Source organism: Actinopolyspora sabaoui (assembly GCF_051225635.1).
GTDB lineage: Bacteria > Actinomycetota > Actinomycetes > Mycobacteriales > Pseudonocardiaceae > Actinopolyspora.
In genome coordinates, this window is the sequence record NZ_JBMIHH010000003.1 from 195240 (window position 1) to 211464 (window position 16225).

16 protein-coding genes are annotated in these 16225 nt (G+C 64.5%); 6 read left to right on the forward strand and 10 right to left on the reverse strand.

From position 1 onward, the window contains the following. Window positions 1-325 precede the first annotated feature (325 nt). From ACOQFL_RS05995 to ACOQFL_RS06010, 4 genes are all read left to right on the forward strand, one after another. Window positions 326-1063 carry a DsbA family protein gene (locus tag ACOQFL_RS05995; protein ID WP_435543084.1) on the forward strand — a complete coding sequence of 246 codons (738 nt, stop codon included), beginning with the start codon at window positions 326-328 and terminating at the stop codon, window positions 1061-1063. Then, window positions 1060-1707, forward strand: a complete 648-nt coding sequence (locus ACOQFL_RS06000; RefSeq protein ID WP_435543085.1) for a vitamin K epoxide reductase family protein — start codon at window positions 1060-1062, stop codon at window positions 1705-1707. Before ACOQFL_RS05995 ends, ACOQFL_RS06000 begins: the two co-directional genes overlap by 4 nt. 443 nt (window positions 1708-2150) lie before the next feature. Next, window positions 2151-2627, forward strand: coding sequence for an ATP-binding protein (locus ACOQFL_RS06005; RefSeq protein ID WP_435543086.1), 477 nt, complete (start codon window positions 2151-2153; stop codon window positions 2625-2627). Continuing rightward, entirely contained in the window at window positions 2624-3436 is an 813-nt protein-coding gene (locus ACOQFL_RS06010; protein ID WP_435543087.1) for an RNA polymerase sigma factor SigF, read from the forward strand. Before ACOQFL_RS06005 ends, ACOQFL_RS06010 begins: the two co-directional genes overlap by 4 nt. A 303-nt stretch (window positions 3437-3739) precedes the next feature. Here the strand turns inward: ACOQFL_RS06010 and ACOQFL_RS06015 are convergent, their stop codons facing one another. Continuing rightward, complete coding sequence (locus ACOQFL_RS06015; protein WP_435543088.1) at window positions 3740-4699, reverse strand: M23 family metallopeptidase; 960 nt, start codon at window positions 4697-4699, stop codon at window positions 3740-3742. Between the two features lie 719 nt (window positions 4700-5418). On the opposite strand from ACOQFL_RS06015, the gene ACOQFL_RS06020 reads away from it, so the two are divergent. Further along, window positions 5419-5904, forward strand: coding sequence for a DUF6069 family protein (locus ACOQFL_RS06020; protein WP_435543089.1), 486 nt, complete (start codon window positions 5419-5421; stop codon window positions 5902-5904). A gap of 191 nt (window positions 5905-6095) precedes the next feature. Here ACOQFL_RS06020 and ACOQFL_RS06025 read toward each other — a convergent pair whose 3' ends face one another. Beyond that, entirely contained in the window at window positions 6096-7256 is a 1161-nt protein-coding gene (locus ACOQFL_RS06025) for an NAD-dependent epimerase/dehydratase family protein (RefSeq protein WP_435543090.1), read from the reverse strand. A 323-nt stretch (window positions 7257-7579) separates the two neighbouring features. Between ACOQFL_RS06025 and ACOQFL_RS06030 the strand changes: the two genes are divergently transcribed. Further along, complete coding sequence (locus tag ACOQFL_RS06030; protein ID WP_435543091.1) at window positions 7580-8137, forward strand: GtrA family protein; 558 nt, start codon at window positions 7580-7582, stop codon at window positions 8135-8137. Here ACOQFL_RS06030 and ACOQFL_RS06035 read toward each other — a convergent pair. From ACOQFL_RS06035 to ACOQFL_RS06070, 8 genes are all read right to left on the reverse strand, one after another. Continuing rightward, window positions 8025-8822, reverse strand: a complete 798-nt coding sequence (locus tag ACOQFL_RS06035) for a glycosyltransferase family 2 protein (RefSeq protein WP_435543092.1) — start codon at window positions 8820-8822, stop codon at window positions 8025-8027. The genes ACOQFL_RS06030 and ACOQFL_RS06035 overlap by 113 nt on opposite strands. Before the next feature lie 28 nt (window positions 8823-8850). Next, window positions 8851-10284, reverse strand: a complete 1434-nt coding sequence (locus ACOQFL_RS06040; RefSeq protein ID WP_435543093.1) for a hypothetical protein — start codon at window positions 10282-10284, stop codon at window positions 8851-8853. After that, a complete protein-coding gene (locus ACOQFL_RS06045; RefSeq protein ID WP_435543362.1) occupies window positions 10281-11222 on the reverse strand; it encodes an NAD-dependent epimerase/dehydratase family protein in 942 nt (313 codons plus the stop codon). The genes ACOQFL_RS06040 and ACOQFL_RS06045 overlap by 4 nt, the downstream gene beginning before the upstream one ends. Window positions 11223-11489: 267 nt before the next feature. Further along, on the reverse strand, window positions 11490-11939 hold the full coding sequence (locus tag ACOQFL_RS06050; RefSeq protein WP_435543094.1) for an SRPBCC family protein: 450 nt from the start codon (window positions 11937-11939) through the stop codon (window positions 11490-11492). Between the two features lie 262 nt (window positions 11940-12201). Further along, complete coding sequence (locus ACOQFL_RS06055) at window positions 12202-13071, reverse strand: phosphoenolpyruvate hydrolase family protein (protein WP_435543095.1); 870 nt, start codon at window positions 13069-13071, stop codon at window positions 12202-12204. Further along, the gene (locus tag ACOQFL_RS06060; protein ID WP_435543096.1) at window positions 13064-14266 is read right to left on the reverse strand and encodes a Tm-1-like ATP-binding domain-containing protein; all 1203 of its coding nucleotides are present in this window, start codon (window positions 14264-14266) and stop codon (window positions 13064-13066) included. Before ACOQFL_RS06060 ends, ACOQFL_RS06055 begins: the two co-directional genes overlap by 8 nt. 346 nt (window positions 14267-14612) lie before the next feature. Beyond that, a complete protein-coding gene (locus ACOQFL_RS06065; protein WP_435543097.1) occupies window positions 14613-14774 on the reverse strand; it encodes a hypothetical protein in 162 nt (53 codons plus the stop codon). 173 nt (window positions 14775-14947) lie between these two features. After that, window positions 14948-16126, reverse strand: coding sequence for an acyl-CoA dehydrogenase family protein (locus ACOQFL_RS06070; protein ID WP_435543098.1), 1179 nt, complete (start codon window positions 16124-16126; stop codon window positions 14948-14950). Window positions 16127-16225: the final 99 nt, after the last annotated feature.

The window sequence follows — 16225 nt, forward strand, 5'->3', positions numbered from 1 at the left end:
CCCGGTTTCCCGATGGAGGGGGCGGGCGCTCCGAGGCACGATCACATCGGGGCGACGCCGCGCGCCGACTCGTTGCCGTCACGGCAGGGAGCAAGGCGGCGTAAGCCACGGAGCGTAGGCCAATTCACCCATACTTCACCACCGTCAGAGTGATAATGCAGGCATGATGGTGGCGAATACCCGCCAGTGCACGGTTTCCACGAACACAGGGGTGATATCACGCACCCCGGTGAATTCCACGATCGTGTGAGTAGGGGAAACTTGACCAACGTCCGTGCGCGAGTCCGCTCGCGCGGAAACCGACCGTCGAAGGTGTAGCAGGCCGATGCCCAAGACAACCAATCCGATGGCGAAGCGCAGCGGGGCTTCGACCAATATCATCCTGACCGCGATCGTGCTGGTCGTCGCGGTGGCAGTCATCGGTGGAGTGATGATCTTCGGAGGCGGCAACCAGACCGACGAGGCATCCTCGAACAAGGTCGCCGCCTCCGTGCTGCACCCCCAGGGCAGCCACCAGGTCGTCGAGGCGGGCCAGGGCGCTCCCACCCTGGTCGAATTCGTGGACTACCAGTGCCCCGCCTGCCACAACTTCTACCAGAACGTAACCAGCGAGCTGGAGAAGGAGTACGAGGGCAAGATCAATTTCGTGGTTCGGAACCATCCGCTGGACATGCACCCCTTGGCGGTGCCGGCCGCGAAGGCGGCTGAAGCGGCCGCCATGCAGGGCAAGTTCCAGCCGATGTATCACAAGTTGTTCGACAACTACTCCTCCTGGGCCACACCCGCCGACAGCGGCAGCGGGGTCAGCAGCGACAAGCAGCGCGCACAGCAGCAGTTCACGCAGTTCGCCGAGCAGCTCGGCCTGGACACCGAGCAGTTCCGCGAGGACATGAACTCGGACAAGGTCCAGCAGCGTGTCGACCAGGGGCTCGCCGACGGCCAGCAAGCCGGGGTGACCAGCACACCGACGTTCTTCCTGAACGGTGAGAAGGTCCAGTTCTCGCAGGGAGGCACACCGCTGCAGCAGTTGCGTGACAAGATCGACGGAGCGCTGGCCAAGTGACCGCGACCGCCGAGCCGAACACACACGACGACTCCTCCGCCCCACCCCACTCCGAGCGGGCACCGTTCGGCAGAGGTTTGGGCTGGCTCTACCTGATCGGGGGCGGCCTGGGATTCCTCGCCGCCTTCGCACTCAGCGTCGAAGAATATCTCAGCCTGATCAATCCGAACTACGTGACCAGCTGCAGTATCAATCCAATTGTTTCCTGCGGCTCGGTCATGGAAAGCGATCAGGCGAAGGCATTCGGCTTCCCCAATCCGTTGATCGGGGTAGCCGCGTTCGCGATCGTGACCACCACCGGTGTCGTCATGCTGTCCGGCTTCCGCCCACCGCGCTGGCACCGGATCGGAATGCAGCTCGGCACGATCTTCGGCGTGATCTTCGTGCACTGGCTGATCTGGCAGAGCCTGTACGAGATCCAGGCGTTGTGCCCCTACTGCATGGTCGTCTGGGTGGTGACCATAGCCATCTTCTGGTACACCACGCTGCACAACCTGGGAAGCGGTCACATCCCGGCTGGACCGCTGAAACCAGTGGTCACGGCGGTGAGCAAGGTGCACAGCGTGGTGCTGGTGCTGTGGTACCTGGTGATCGTCGGGATGATCCTGCAAGCTTTCTGGAGCTACTGGAGCACGCTGGTGTAACCGAAGCACAACCGCTCCGGAGGCGTGCTCACCGGCTCGCCCGAGGACCGAAGGACGAGGGAACCGTCGCCCGGGCTCGCCCGAGCCATCCGCGGCCCCGCTCCATCCGCGGCGGTGCCCTCGTCCGCTGTCGGAGCTGACGCCGCCGTTCCGCAGGGTCGTTCCCCTCCCGGGGGTCCACGGCCCTTCCGCTGAGCCGCGGCAACCGGCCGCTCCGCGGCGAACGCACTCGTCCCCGACAGGTGGGACATCCGTTTGTCCCGTTCCGTTACCGGGTATGAGGCGGCTATGAGTGTTCAGGTCCGTTCGACATCACCGCGCACCGGAAGCGCGCGGCAACCGGCTGTCCCGCCGGGGCGAGCCACCCCCCGAAGCGACGGACGGTTCTCCCCCTTTGATTCGATGTGCGGTGGTCTCGCATGAGGTTGGAACGAGGAGTCCGCGTGTCAGCATCCCATCCGGACCGGAATCGGGCATCACCGGAAGACGCCGCACAGCACATCGAAGCCGCCGAGGCGGGTGACGAATCACGGGTGGTCGAAGTTCGGGTATCCGCCGTCGCGACACAGCTGCCCGTCATGCGCGCCGTGGCAGGTGATCTCGCCATGCGTGCCGATTTCGACATCGACACCATCGCGGATCTGCGCCTGGCCGTGGACGAGGCCTGCTCGTCGCTGGTTCGCCTCGCCGCCGAGCGGAGTCAACTACTGGGCAGGTTCCGAACCGAGGACGACAGACTGGAATTCACGGCTGAGGTGACCAGTACCGATCCGTCCGGGCCTCGTAAGAACACGTTCAGTTGGCGCGTACTCGGCGCGCTTACCGACACCGTGGCATCCTCGGTTCAGGAATCCGACAGCCGCGATGACGGGCACGTCGTGCGGATCGAGCTGAGTAAGGGACGGATGGTCCACGAGTGACGCAGGCGGACTCCGAACACGTCTATCGAGGTCAGGACTACGAAGAGCTGGCCCCGCTGTTCGTCGAGTTCGCGGACCTGGACAAGGAGGACCGGCGTCGCGCGGAGCTGCGGGACAAGTTGGTCACGGCGCATCTTCCCATCGCGCAGCACATCGCGCGGAGGTTCAGCAACCGGGGTGAGTCCCAGGAGGACCTCATCCAGGTCGCCACACTCGGCCTGATCAACGCGGTGGACAGGTTCGATCCACAGCGGGGTGTCGACTTCCTGTCCTACGCGGTGCCGACCATCATGGGCGAGGTGCGGCGCCACTTCCGTGACACCGGCTGGACGGTACGGGTCCCCCGACGACTGCAGGAACGCCACCTGTCCATCTCCTCGGCCATATCGACGCTTTCCCAGGAGCTGGGCAGAGCTCCCGTTCCCAGTGAGATCGCGGAGCATCTCGGCATCAGTCGGGATGAGGTGCACCAGGGACTTGAAGCGGGAAACGCCTACCGGAGCAGTTCGCTCGACGAACTGCTCAGCGACACCGACGAGATACCGCTGGGAGACGCGATCGGCTCCCCGGACGCCGAACTCGACGAGGTGGAGAACAGGGAAGCGATTCGTCCGTTGCTGCGCGAACTGGGCGAGCGGGAACGGCGCATCGTGATACTGCGCTTTTTCAAGTCCATGACGCAGACCCAGATCGCCGAACAGATCGGCATCTCGCAGATGCACGTCTCCCGCCTGCTGGCCCGGACGCTGAGCTGGCTACGGGAACGGCTCGAGGTCGAGGCTCCCCCCGAACCTGTGACGGACAACTGAAACGGCGGTACCACCGCGAAACCACCCGGAGTCATCCGACTCCTTCGCGGCGCCCCGCCCTTCGGAATTCGGGTCCCCGGACAGCCCGAGTAGGAGCCTCCGGGCCCGGAGAACCGGCTCCCGTCCCAAGCCACACGAAAGCCCCCGGGGCATCAGCACCGGTGAGGTCCACCGATTGGAGACGCCTCCGAGGGCGGGGTGCGAAAACCGCTGTTTGGAGAGTTGCCGGGGATCCGGTGTCGGGGGTAACTCGGATCCCCGGCAACGACCTGGGGGCGGCGGCTCGTGATCAGCCTTCCGGGGTCAGCCGAGGGCGTAGCCCAGCTGCTTCAACCACGGAATCGGGTTGATCTCCTGGGCGCCGGGGCCGGTACGAACCTCGAAGTGCAGGTGCGGACCGGTGGACTGCCCACGGCTGCCCACTGTCGCGATCTGCTGCCCGGCCTCCACACGCTGGCCGACACTGACCTGCGAGCTGTGGATATGTCCGTAAACGGTGACCTTGCCGTCATCGTGCTGGACCCGGACCCACAGGCCGAACCCGCTGGCGGGTCCGGAGCTGATGACGGTGCCCGCCTGAGGCGCGTAGATGGGTGTACCGGTGTCAGCGCCGATGTCAATGCCGGCGTGGGTACCACCGCGGCTGTGGTATCCGGAGGTCAGAAAGCCGCTCTGCACCAGCTTCTCGGGGGTTGCGGACTTCGCGGACTTCTCGGACTTCGCGGACTTCTCGGAGGCCGCGGCCTTGTCCTTCGACTGCTTGTCGTTGTTATCGGACTTGTTTTGTTCGGCGGCCTTGCGCTCGAACTCCTTCTTCTTCTCGGCCTGTTCCTGAGCGGCCTTGCGCTGTTCGGCCTCGCGTTCGGCCTTGGCCTTCTCGGCCTCGGCCTTTTCGCGCTGCTGCTGAACCTTCTCGCTCTTGTTCAGGTTCTGGTGCTCCGAACCGTCGTTCCGGGAGTCGCCACTACGCAGCTGGACCGAGCCGGGGGACTCGGGGGTGCCGTTGATCGCGGCGCTCAGCGGGCTCTGTTCGGCGACCGGGGCGACATCACGATTCTGCGATTCCGAACCGTCCCCGTTCGTCGCCGCGACGAAGGGGGACCCCACAGCGACGAACGCACCGGCGGCAACCACACCCGCCAACACCTTGTTGCGAACCGGGGTTCGCGAGTCACGGGAAAAAGAATTACGCAGGGATTGAGGCAGATAGGACTTGAGGGTGGAGGTCTTGCGACGGCCACTCTCGTCGTTCTTGTCGGCCATGTTCGCCTTTCCGTCTCGGGGAGGTCCGGCCACTGCCCGTCGGGGGTCGGGCTTACTCGTCGGGGGATCGAGTTCGTCGTGACCGAACCGTGACGTACCTGGTGCAACGTAGCTTTATGTATCCGAGACATCAAGCGTTCACCCTTTAGTCGCAGGGAAAAAGCACATAATCAACGCGGTTGGACACTCTGCGTATCCGAAGCTTGATTACCCTTCGATAACGGATCAACCAAACGACCACTTGGCAGTACAGGCCGACGACGATCGGATCAATCCCGTTCCCGGCGAAGCGAAGCAGGGAAACATCATTTCCACCGAATTCGCTGGTAAAAACGACGACAACGGAAACAGGAAGATCCCGCCGAGGACCGGGCGGAGATCGCAAATCGGGGCGAAAACGATCTAAAAAAGATCGTGAAATCCCGAAACGTAGCCCGTTCGGGCGTTGATCGAATTCATCGAAGAAATATCATCTTCACGAATTCACGGCCTCACGGTGACGTCCGACACGCCAATACGACTCTCATTCACGAGTAGCTATCCGTGACGACGGAACATGCCGAGCCGAACACGTTGCGAGGTAACCTCTGCGCGCGAGCGCATGCTCGACTAAGCCGTGAGCCACTCTTCGGAGTGAGGTAAAGGTTCCTGCGTTGCGCTCCGGAGGACTGTCCTCAAGCCTGGTCGGGTGATAACCGTTTCGGCGGGGAGGGCTGGCCGTGTCCGACGATTACACCCGCTCACTCGGCGACGGAGGCGACAATGGTCGTACTTCGGTCAACGCCAAGCAACTGTGGACCGGCGGAGCCGCCACCGCACTCGTGGCCGCGCTCGTGGGGTTCGTGGCGGTGGTGGTCATGCGGGGTGTCCTACGAATCCCCGTACTAGGCCCGTCGCGCTATGGAACGCTGGGCGACGTCAGCACGGCCCGGCTGTGCCTGTTCGCCGCACTCGCCGCGCTGCTGGCGACGGCCTTGATGCACCTGCTGCTGGTGACCACACCGCGTCCGAACCTCTTCTTCGGCTGGATAGTAACGCTGGCCACCGTGGCCGTAGCCGTACGCCCATTCACCACGGATGCCGCACTGCAGACGCAGGTCGCCAGCTGCGCGCTGAACGTGGTTATCGGTCTGGCGATCGGAACACTCGTGACGGGGGTGGCCGCCGGGGCCAGCAGACCCCGGCGGGGAACAACCGGCGGCTGAACCGGAACACGAAGACTTCTCCGAATGATTCGTCTCGAAACCACCCGGTCCGCCCGTTCCCGGAAGGGATCCGGTTCAGCCGCCGAAGCCGATCACCGGACACGAACCCGCTTCTTCGAGCGGAGAACGCAACCAGCGGCAGGGACGACCACGCCCGCTGTCGAGTTCGTCCCCTCGTGGTGAATCAGCCCTCAGCGCATCGGGCTGGAGGCCGTGCGCCACTCGACGGTGGGACGCATCGCGGCCAGGTCAACCCGGTCCTTGAACTGCTCGGCGACGCCGAACAGCGAGTTGATCAGGGTGTTGGACAGCAGGTGCGGGTCCAGCCCGAGTTCGACCAGGCCCGTGTGCACCACGTTGTAGTAGTGCTGATCCTGCTCGACACGGGGGTTGTCGAGGTACTCCACCTCGACGGAGCCGTCGTAGTTGTTGGCGACCGTCTTGGCGATCTCCTCGACCGAGAAGCTTTCGGTCATCTGGTTGAAGACCCGGAATTCGCCCTTGTCGGCAGGGCTCTCGGCAGCGAGGCGGATGCACTCCACGGTGTCCCTGATGTCGATGACACCGCGTGTCTGGCTGCCGGTTCCGTAAACAGTGAGGGGGTGCCCGAGCACTGCCTGGATCACGAAGCGGTTGAGCACCGTACCGAAGATGGCATCGTAGTCGAACCGGGTCGCCAACCGCGGGTCACGCACGGTCTGCGGCGTTTCCTGCCCGTATACGACACCCTGGTTGAGGTCGGTGGCACGCAGCCCCCAGATACGACAGGCGAACTCGATGTTGTGACTGTCGTGCACCTTGCTGAGGTGGTAGAAGGAGCCGGGCTTCTTCGGGTACAGCATCCGGTCGGTGCGCCCCTTGTGAGTGACTTCCAGCCAGCCCTCTTCGATATCGATGTTGGGCGTGCCGTACTCACCCATGGTGCCGAGCTTGACCAGGTGGATCTCCGGATCGATTTCCTGGATCGCGAACAGCACGTTGAGGTTACCGACAACGTTGTTCTGCTGGGTGTAGACCGCGTGCTTGCGGTCGATCATCGAGTAGGGAGCGGCTCGCTGTTCGGCGAAGTGCACGATGGTGTCAGGACGGAAGTCCCGGATCATCTCGACGGTGAAGTCGGCGTCGACGAGATCACCGTAGTACATCTTGATGTCCTGCCCGGAAACCTCCTGCCAGGCATCGACACGCACCTGCAGCGGCTCCGCCGGAACCAGACTGCGTACACCCATTTCGTGGTCGTAGGCCCTACGGGCGAAGTTGTCTGCCACGGCCACGTCGTGACCGCAGTCGGACAGATGCAGAGCGGTCGGCCAACCAAGATAGCCGTCCCCACCGAGGACGAGGATTCGCACGCCTTCTTCTCCTCTACAAAATGTCGGCATCCCTCGGTGCCCGTGTGTAAGGACACCGTGGCTGCCACCTATCAGGGTCCGTTCCGCGACACCCGCACCTTGTGGGTATCCACAGAATGTAATTCATCGAACACGCTGTGCGCGACTCAAGCCCTCCCCACACTATCGTGTTCGATGTGAAAGGCTAACTGCTGCGGCGCAACAGCCAACCACAACTCCACGAACGGCATGCTCTCATCCGTTCGCCGGATGGCGGAGCCACTTCCGTACAGTTCGTGGAGCTCGTTTTGGACAACCACTCTTCCGTCCGGAGGGAAGCAAACGTGGCCGCTACCCCGGAGCCGCCCTCGAAGTCCGGCGGCAAAGGCCGGTACTGGAGACTGCTGCGTGGTTTCGCCGCGGTCTCCGCGTTGGCGACCATCAGCAGCCAACTCGTATTCGTCGTGTCCTACTGGATCGGCTCGGCCGCGACCCTGTCCACCGTGCTGGGGTGGCTCGCCGGAGCGGTCCCCAACTTCTTCCTCAATCGCAGAAACTGGGGAAGCACGGGCAGCAACCGGCTGGGCGGTGAACTGACACGATTCGCGCTGGTCTCGGTGACCACCTTCCTGATAGCGGCGGTCGCCACCAACTACACGGAGGAACTCGCCCACAGTCTCTTCGCCGATTCCGAGGTCCGCAGGCTGGCCCTCGTGTGGGGGGCTTACCTCGGTACCTACCTGCTGATGTTCGTGGTCAAGTTCTTCCTGCTCGACCGCGTGGTCTTCGCTACTCCCCGGCGGCACCGGACAGCCGTCGGGCTCGACGTTCCCGGAGCCAGGTGCCCAGCACCACTCTGCTGTAGCGATAGCCGTAGAGCACGTTGTTGCCCTTCTTGCTGACACCGGCCACCCGCTGGCGCATGGTCATGGCCTGCTCCCGAACCCGATAGCCGCGCGCCAACACGCCCACCAGCAGCTCGGACGACTGGTACTGCTGTTGTTCCAGTCGAACCGAGTTGGCCACCTCGACCCGCATCGCGCGGAATCCGAAGGACGTGTCGGTGATGCGCTGTCCGGTCATCATGCTGACCAGCCAGGCGAACACGTAGGTCCCCAGGCGGCGCAGCAGTTGCGGGTTCTCACTGCTCCCCAACCTGCGCGAGCCGGTGACGAAGTCGGCCTCGTCGTCGAGGATCGGACGCAATAACCGGGGAAGCTCGTCGATCTCGTACTGTCCGTCGGCATCAGTGGTGACCACGTAACTCGCACCGCGTTCGGCCGCGAGTCGGTAGCCGAGCCGCAACGCGGCACCCTGGCCACGGTTGGACCCGGCCACACAGGTGTAGGCGCCGTGCCTCACGGCGACGTCGGCGGTGTCGTCGGAGGCCCCGTCGACGACCACCAGGGTGTCCACGTCGAGATCGCAGCTGGAACCGGGAATCCCCTCCAGCACGGCTGGTATGGCGTCCCGCTCGTTGTAGGCGGCGATCAGCACCACCACCGGCGCGAACCGATGATCACCATACCGCGCCGCGTAATCGGCCAGTGCATCCTCATCGACCTCGTCCGGGAAGGTCGTCGGCATCTCGTGCTCCTTCGTGCCGTGATCTCGGCTACCGGTTCGTCGTGGAACCCTTCGTATCAATTCGACGGCCGGTAATGGCCGTGATCCCCAACGCACCCGCCAATGGCAGCAGGACGAGTGCGGGTAGTTGATAACGCCAGGAGAACTCCATCGCCGCCGCTGTGAACAACACCGCGGTACCCAAGCCGCCGGAAAGCAGGCAGACGGCCCGGAGTCCACTCCGGCGGGCTCTCCCCACCCCCAGCATCGCCGCTACGGTGAGGACCAGAGCCAGCCCCAGAACGGTGCCAGGAGTGTAACCTCCCCCCAGCTGGTATGCGCGCAGGAAGCCCGCCGCACGCTCGTTGACGGAGTAACTGCCCTGATCGTAGTACTCCAGCCAATCCAGCGTTACCCACTCATGGGTGTAGAGCGGGTACTCGGTCTGGAACTGCCAGCGGGCCAGCGGAACATCACCGGGGGAGAGTGTCCGCATCGGCGCGAACCCCTTGGCGAAGTCCTTGGCGATACCCGCGAACACTTCGAAGGGCTGGTTGCGCAGTACCTTGAACGCCAGTGAGTGCTGTGCCTCGGAGTAACTGACCTCCTCGGGCAGCTCACCTGCGTCGACCTCGTTGTGGAAAAAGTGCATATAGTAGTCGATGCCCGTACGCTTGCGCTCGGCCACCGGGGCTTCCGGGCACACAGCTTGCTGGGCGGGCGTCAGTTCGAGCCGCTCGCAGTCGGCGACCATCGCGGTGCGCCCGAAGACGACACTACCGGTGGAACCACCGAGAGCTGGGACGCCGGTCCAGTACATGTGGTACCCCGCGTAGGCGGAGAGCATGAACACGAAGCCTGCCACCAGCGCCAGGGCCGATCCCAGTCGTCGCCTCCAGCCATCCCTCGGACGCAGCCCGGCCGCCAGCAACACGAAGACCGCCGCGGGTACCACCAGGGTGAGACCGACCAGACGCACCAGCACGGAACCGCCGAGCAACAGGCCCCCCAGCAGAGCCAGACGGGGCCCGGGGGTGCCCCACCAGGTCAGCAGGATGACCACGAGCAGCAGCATTACCTGGAACAGCAGGTCGGACATGATCAGGTGCTCGATCTGGAGCTGGTAGGCGTCCAGCAGCACCGGAGCCACCGCGAGCGCGGCCAACCACCGCCTGCACCCGAAACGCATCAGCAACGCGTAACTGGAAAGTGCCAGCGCCAACCCCAGCAGGTGCTGCACTATCGCCACGAGTCCCAGATCGCCGATCAGTAGAACCGGACCGAGAAGCAACACCTCGTAGCCGATGGGGTTGATGTTGCCCGGGAAAAAGACCCCGAGGTCCTTCAGGTATCGGAAGGAGTCGATGTAGAGCAGCGCAGGCTGGTACGCGATCTCCACCACGATCCGCAGCAGCACGCCGACGAACAGGAACAGCACCAGCAACCAGTGCTGGCGGACTGTGCGCAACAGTCGAGTGGTCATGTCGCTGCGGACACCCTGTCGGCAGCGTCACGGAAGTCATCCCACACCGTGCGCAACCCGTCGGTCAACCGCACGTTGGGTGTGTATCCCAGTTCCCGCCTGGCCTTCTCGATCTCGACGATCACGGCGGGCATCTCGCCGTTCTTGGCGGGTACGTGCGTGACCGGCAGTTCCTTGCCCGTGGCGGCGCGTACCGATTCGATGAGTTCCATGACCGAGATGGAGCTTCCGGAGCCGATCACCGCGGTTCCGCTGTACTGCTTGTCCCAGGATGCCGTGATGGCCTGAACCACGTCGTCGATATGCACGAAGTCGCGGCTCTGCGAACCGTCGCCGTAGACCTCCACACCTTCACCCGCCAGCGCCGCACGCATCAGCCTGGGGACGAAACTGTCCTTGTGGCTCATGCCCGGGCCGTAGATGTTCGTGAACCGCAGTGCGGTTGTCGCTATGCCGTAGGCGCCGCTGTAACCCGACAGCAGCATCTCGCAGGCGGCCTTGGTCGAACCGTAGGGGGTCAGCGGTTGCAGCGGGAGCCGCTCGGAGATGGTCCCGTAACCGATGTCCCCGACCACCGCGTTGGTCGAGGCCAGCACGAAACGTCCAACACCACGCTGCCGCGCCAGTTCGAGCAACCCCTGGGTGACCTCGACGTTCTCGGAGAAAGTCTCCGCGGGTTTGTCCACGGAACGCAACACCGAGGTGATGGCGGCCAGGTGGATGATCCCGGCACTGTTCTCCGGAACAGCCGCTTCCCGCACCTGCGGATCTGTCAGCTCGCCTGCCACGTGTGTGACCAGGTGACGATACTGCTCGGGTATCTCGGGAGTCACTCGATCGACGATCGTCACCGGGTTGCCACGTTGCACGAACGCCCTGACCACGGCTCTTCCGACGAAACCCGATCCGCCGGTGACGACGACGCGCTCGGCTCCGATCTCGGGATCTGTTGAATCTGCTGCGGACTGCACGAAGCTGCTTGGCACGCGTACGACTCTAACCGTTGGCATATTCGACGCGCGCCAGCCCGCCCATTACATATCCCGTCGCCATTTTCGCTGTGCAACAAAATACTTCCGGAGCGCCGAGTCATGGCCGAACTCCTCGGTCGCGTTCGGCACCGCACGAAGTGGCGGCAACGGAGGCGGAAGGCACGGGAAGCCGACGGAAACGGTCGGGGCGACGATCGCACCGGCGACCCGGCGTCACTCCGCGCAGATCCGCCCCAGGGCGATCAGGCCGGTGGCGAACACGTCCTCACGGAAAACACGATCGAGCTCGGCCGCCCGGTCGGTGTCCGGATCGGTGGCGAGGTCGTAAGACGCCCACCACTCGGCGAAGGTCGCGCCGATGGTGGTAATCGGCGCCACGCGAACCGTGGCTCGATAGTTCCACACCGGGAACGGTCCTTCGAGCATTTCGTAACCGTAGGATCGTCGAAGCGAATCGAACGCGATCAGCCGCTCCCGCACGGTCGAACCGTCGGCCAACCGGAGTTCCCGCACGGCTCCCACCGCGAACGGAGACGAATCCTGTTCGAGTTCGCCCGCGGTTATGGCCGGATGCCACTCGGCTAGGGCAGCGAAATCACCGAAAACACGCCAAACACGATCCACCGGAGCTTGCACCAGGGCGCTGGAATACGACTCGGCCACGAACCAACACACTCCTTATCGCGGGTAACTGGAACCCGTAACAAATTTTGGCCGTGCAGGCCGCGACCGCTGCCGGCACGTTCGTTGGTTTTGTCCGACCTCCCGACGCTGAGACGTTTCCGCCAGCTCCGCCCCGGACATCCCGCCGATCCCGAAAACGAGCGGAGAACGTGTCGGGAGACGAAGAACCGGTCAGCGCTCCGCGCCCCGCGCGGGCGATCGGCCCAGCACCACCATGCGGCCCGGGAGGCCACCGTACGCTTCAGCCGGATCCCCGCTGCTCCAGAAACTCGCCGGTCCGAGCGGTGATCGCCTGTTCGGTCGGTAGTCTCTCCATGCTGCTGGCACCGTAGAATCCGTGACAACGGCCGGTCTTCGAGAGCACGTAAGCCATGTCCGCGGGCGCGCTTATGGGACCGCCGTGACAGAGCACGAGAACATCCTCGCGAATCTCGGTGGCCGCCGCCGACCACTCCTCGACCGAGGCCACACATTCGTCCAGACTCGGCGCTGTTTCGGCGCCGATACTTCCGCCGGTGGTGAGCCCCATGTGGCAAACGATCACGTCGGCTCCCGCGCGCGTCATCGCCCGCGCGTCGTCCGCGGAAAAAACATAGGGCGTCGTGAGCAGATCCATTTCGCGGGCGGCGCGGATCATTTCCACCTCACGGTCGAATCCCATCCCCGTTTCCTCCAGATTCGCCCGGAACACACCATCGATGAGGCCGACGGTGGGAAAGTTCTGCACTCCGGCGAATCCCAGATCACGCAGTTCCGCGAGAAACTTCTCCCGAATCATGAACGGGTCCGTTCCGTTCACTCCCGCCAACACCGGCGTGTTTCGGACCACGGGCAACACCTCGCGCGCCATTTCCAGCACGATGTCGTTGGCGTTCCCGTAAGCGAGGAGTCCCGCCAGCGATCCCCTGCCTGCCATGCGGTAACGCCCCGAGTTGTACAACACGAGGAGATCTATCCCAGCGGCTTCCTCCGACTTGGCGGACAGCCCCGTTCCCGCGCCCCCGCCGACTATCGGTACGCCACGCTCCACCTTGTCGTACAGCCGCCGCAGGATGCCCGCACGATCCGGCGGTCCTTCCCGATAACTCGTGTCACGGTGCTGTTCACTCATCAGCCACCACCTCGTGGAACGCGTCCAGCAACGCCCGGACGAACTGCGAATCGTTGATGTTGTGCGGCAGCCGGATCAGACGCCGTTGTTCGTGCTGCACCACGTTACGTTCGAGTGTGTCGAACAACACTTCGTCGGCTTCCGGGTCATGGAAGGGGCCGCCCGCAGCATCCAACGCCGACACTCCACCCTCGGGCAGCAGGAATCTCACCCGGCCGGGTAAGGCATTGAGCTTGTCGGCCAGGAACAGACCGATGGCCTCGCATTCCGCCTGGTTGGTACGCATCAGGGTTACCCGCGGATTGTGCTCGTAGAGCAGCCGGTCACGGTATCGGTCCGGCACGGTGTTCGGAGCGCCGAAATTGACCATGTCCAGCGCCCCGCAGGAACCCACGTAGGGCAACCCCGCTCGGGCGGGCGCGTCGAGCCGTTCCCCGCCCGCACTCATCACCCCACCGGAAACGAGGTCGCAGATCTCGGTGGTGGTGATGTCCACCAGCGCGTACAGCAGCCCGTCATCGACCAGTTTCTCCATCGCGCGGCCCCCGGTTCCGGTCGCGTGGAAAACCAGCGGATCGTACTCGGCCGCGAGCTCTTCGGCTACGGCGCTGACGCACGGAGTGGTCACACCGAACATGGAAAGGCCGACGGCGTTCCTGTCGGCCACCTCCGGCGGGGTCGCGTTCGCTGCCCCGTGCAGGGCGTGCGCGGCGTTGGCCAACACCCGCCTCGATATCCGGTTCAGCCCGGCGACATCGGTGACCGCGGGCATCATCGTGATGTCGCTGGCGTCGACGTAGCCGGAAACGTCTCCGGAAGCGACTGTGGAGACCACGAACTTCGGAACACCGACGGGCAACGCTCGCATGGCGGGCGTAACCAGTGCGGTGGCTCCCGAGCCGCCCGCACCGAGGATTCCCGCGACATCCTCGCGGGTGAGTAGAAACCGTCGGAACGCCTCCGACATCGCGGTAACCGCGGAGCCGCGTTCTCCGGTGAACACGGCAGCACTACCGTGCGGATGATGCTCGGCCACCGATTCGGAGGGGATCGAGGCGGCCGCGGCGGAGCCCGCTCCCGCCGTACACAGGTCCACGGTCACCACCGACGAGCCGTCGGCACGAAGCAGGTCGGCGACGTACCCGAGTTCGTCGCCTTTGGTATCGAAGGTTCCGACTACGTAGACCCTGCCCAACTAACGCTCCGTGCCCGAACGGTGATCGTACGTGTGGCACCCTAGTGGTTCTTCGAGTCGAGGAACAGCCCGCGCTCCGGAGGGACCCTAGACGGGACGACGAGCAGAGAGCAGAACTGCCCGGCCGGTGCACCGGCCGGGCAGTTCGACGCGTATCCGACGCGCTTCGTCCGAGGATTTCGGCAACCGGAGTCGCCGGGATGATCACGGGAGCGGACCTCCCGAGCTCACGTCCGGGCCGCCACGAGGCAAAACTCGGACAGGGCGCACGGGGGAGCCGCCGTACGCACGAGTACCGCCCCACGCGCTCCTGTCCTCGGGAAGGCCACCCGGAGTCGTCGAGGAGTCAGTGACTCCTCCCCCTGCCCTTGACCTTGCTCACGACCCGGTCGATCTTTTCCTTGTTCTTGGGGTCCTGGGCGTAACGCTTCGCCTGCTCGATCGCGCGCCTGCCCTGCGGACTCTTGGCGAAGGCGGCTATCTTGGCTACCTTTTTGAAGATCGACATGATCGCTCCTGCCGTCCAGTCGGGGCCGTCCGACGTCCAGAGTACCCACCGGAATCACGAGGTGAGACCGCCGTCACACCCGGCGGAACGTCACGCGAACCCCCGGGCAACCGCGGGCCCGGGACGGAGCAGAGGTGACGGAGTTCCGCCGGGCGTGGTGCTTTACCGGGGCATCAGCCCAGCACGCCGCGTATCGAGGCATGCCCCTTGAGCAGGTTGCGCGCCACGGTACGACGCTGGATCTCGTCGGTCCCCTCGAAGATACGCAGCAGCCGCAGGTCCCGGTACCAGCGCTCGATGGGAAGTTCCCTGGTATAGCCCATGCCGCCGTGGATCTGCATCACCCGATCCACGATCTCGTTGGCGCGGACACCGCCGTGCAGCTTGGCGAGGGACTGCGCGTGACGGGAGTCCATGCCCTGGTCAACCTGCCAGGCAGCCTGCAGCACCAGCCAGCGCAACGCCTCGATCTCGACGGCGGAGTCCGCGATCATCCACTGGATGGCCTGCCGGTCCGCGATCGGGGCCCCGAAAGTCCTGCGGGACTGCGAGTACTCCGTGGCCATTTCCACCATGCGTTCACAGCCGCCCAGGGCGCGCGCGGGTAGCAGATACCTGCCCCGCCCGATCCACTGCATGGCGAGTCCGAAGCCGTTGCCCACCTCGCCGAGCACGTTCTCCTCCGGCACCCGGACACCGTCGAAGGTCAGCGCGGCGGGTTGCCGGTCCCACTCCCCCATGATGTCGATGGGTTCCGAGGTCCAGCCCATGTCTCGGTCGACAAGGAAGCAGGTGACTCCGCCGTCAGCCCCCTTCTCCCTGTCGGTGACGGCGAAGACCATGGCGAAGTCGGCGTCGATGCCACCGGTGATGAACGTCTTCTCACCGTCGATGACCCACTCCGCCCCTTCCTTACGAGCAGTGGTGCGAATGTTTTTCGCGTCAGAACCGGCGTCCGGTTCGGTTATCGCGAAGCAGGACTTCCGGGTCCCCTCGATAGTCGGGAGCAGATAGCGCTGTTTCTGCTCCTCGTTGCCGTAGTAGAGGATGTTGTCCGCGGCGCCTCCGAAACTGAACGGCACGAAGGTCCGGCCGAGCTCCACCTCGACCAGGGCCGTCAGCACCGCGGACAACCCCATGCCGCCGTACTCCTCCGGAGTCTGCACCCCCCAGAAACCCGCCTGGCGTGCCTTGTCGCGCAGCTGCTGGGTCTCCTCCTTGGTCAGACCGCGCTCACCACGCCGTTCCCGGTCGAGAACCTGCTGCTCCAGTGGCATCAGCTCACGCTGGACGAAGTTGCGAACCCAGTCGCGAATATCACGTTCGGTGTCCGACAGTGCGAAATCAACCATGACAAGCCCTCCTCGGTGGCGGCAACGGCGATTTCGCGGGAAATCGCCGAGAATGTGACGGGGGACGGCGCACCGGCCGCACCGGTGCGCCGAGTGCGG

What these genes read in the sequence shown, in the direction of transcription:
- ACOQFL_RS06040 (WP_435543093.1), bottom strand. Translation starts at nt 10,284, where the DNA reads ATGACCACTCGACTGTTGCGCACAGTCCGCCAGCACTGGTTGCTGGTG.
- ACOQFL_RS06070 (WP_435543098.1), bottom strand. Translation starts at nt 16,126, where the DNA reads ATGGTTGATTTCGCACTGTCGGACACCGAACGTGATATTCGCGACTGG.
- ACOQFL_RS05995 (WP_435543084.1), top strand. Translation starts at nt 326, where the DNA reads ATGCCCAAGACAACCAATCCGATGGCGAAGCGCAGCGGGGCTTCGACC.
- ACOQFL_RS06035 (WP_435543092.1), bottom strand. Translation starts at nt 8,822, where the DNA reads ATGCCGACGACCTTCCCGGACGAGGTCGATGAGGATGCACTGGCCGAT.
- ACOQFL_RS06055 (WP_435543095.1), bottom strand. Translation starts at nt 13,071, where the DNA reads ATGAGTGAACAGCACCGTGACACGAGTTATCGGGAAGGACCGCCGGAT.
- ACOQFL_RS06065 (WP_435543097.1), bottom strand. Translation starts at nt 14,774, where the DNA reads ATGTCGATCTTCAAAAAGGTAGCCAAGATAGCCGCCTTCGCCAAGAGT.
- ACOQFL_RS06015 (WP_435543088.1), bottom strand. Translation starts at nt 4,699, where the DNA reads ATGGCCGACAAGAACGACGAGAGTGGCCGTCGCAAGACCTCCACCCTC.